1 protein-coding gene is annotated in these 974 nt (G+C 45.2%); it reads left to right on the top strand.

The window, feature by feature from the left end; genetic code table 11:
• Positions 1–59 precede the first annotated feature (59 nt).
• A partial coding sequence (locus tag A3739_RS24465; RefSeq protein WP_197472547.1) for a nitrite/sulfite reductase occupies positions 60–974 on the top strand: 915 nt, incomplete at its 3' end.

The raw sequence follows: 974 nt of genomic DNA on the forward strand, positions 1-974 counted from the left end.
CCCTAGTATTAGCTCCAACATTACAACTTATAACTACGTCAGTAACGGTAAAAGCCAGTATGTATATTTACGACGAAGTGGATTCGCGCATTGTTAAAGAGCGCGTTGCCCAATTTCAAGGTCAAACCGATCGTTACTTTGCAGGCACGCTTGCGGCAGATGAGTATTTGCCACTGCGCCTTCAAAACGGTCTTTACGTTCAACGTCATGCGCCAATGCTTCGTGTTGCGATCCCTTACGGAATGATCAACAGCACACAGCTTCGTAAGCTCGCGCAATTATCACGTGATTTCGACAAAGGCTACGTGCACTTCACTACACGTCAAAATGTTCAGTTCAACTGGCCAGAAATTAAAGACGTACCAGAAATGCTTCGCCAGCTTGCTGACGTAGAAATGCATGCTATTCAAACTAGTGGCAACTGTATTCGTAACACCACTACAGACCAATTCGCTGGCGTCATCGATGATGAAGTCGTCGATCCGCGCCCTTACTGCGAAATCATTCGTCAGTGGTCAACCTTACACCCTGAATACGCGTTCTTACCTCGCAAGTTCAAAATTGCTGTAAATGCTTGTCCAAGTGCAGATCGTGCAGCGATTGCTGTTCACGACATCGGCTTAGAAATCGTAAAAAATGCTGAAGGCCAAGTTGGCTTTAAAGTATTTGTCGGCGGCGGCTTGGGTCGTACTCCGCTTATCGGCTCATTGATTAATGACTTTGTTGCTGAGAAAGATCTTCTTACCTATCTAGAAGCGATCCTTCGTGTTTACAACCGTCATGGTCGTCGTGACAATAAATACAAAGCGCGTATCAAGATCTTAGTAAAAGCGCTAACTCCGGCTGTTTTCAAAGAGAAAGTCGAAGCTGAATGGGCTTTCCTGAAAGACTCAGAAAACCAGCTGACAGAGCAAGAAATTTCACGTGTAAAAGCATTCTTTACTGCACCAGCTTATGAGAATCTTGAGCGCAAC

The organism is Oleiphilus sp. HI0067, from assembly GCF_001635735.1.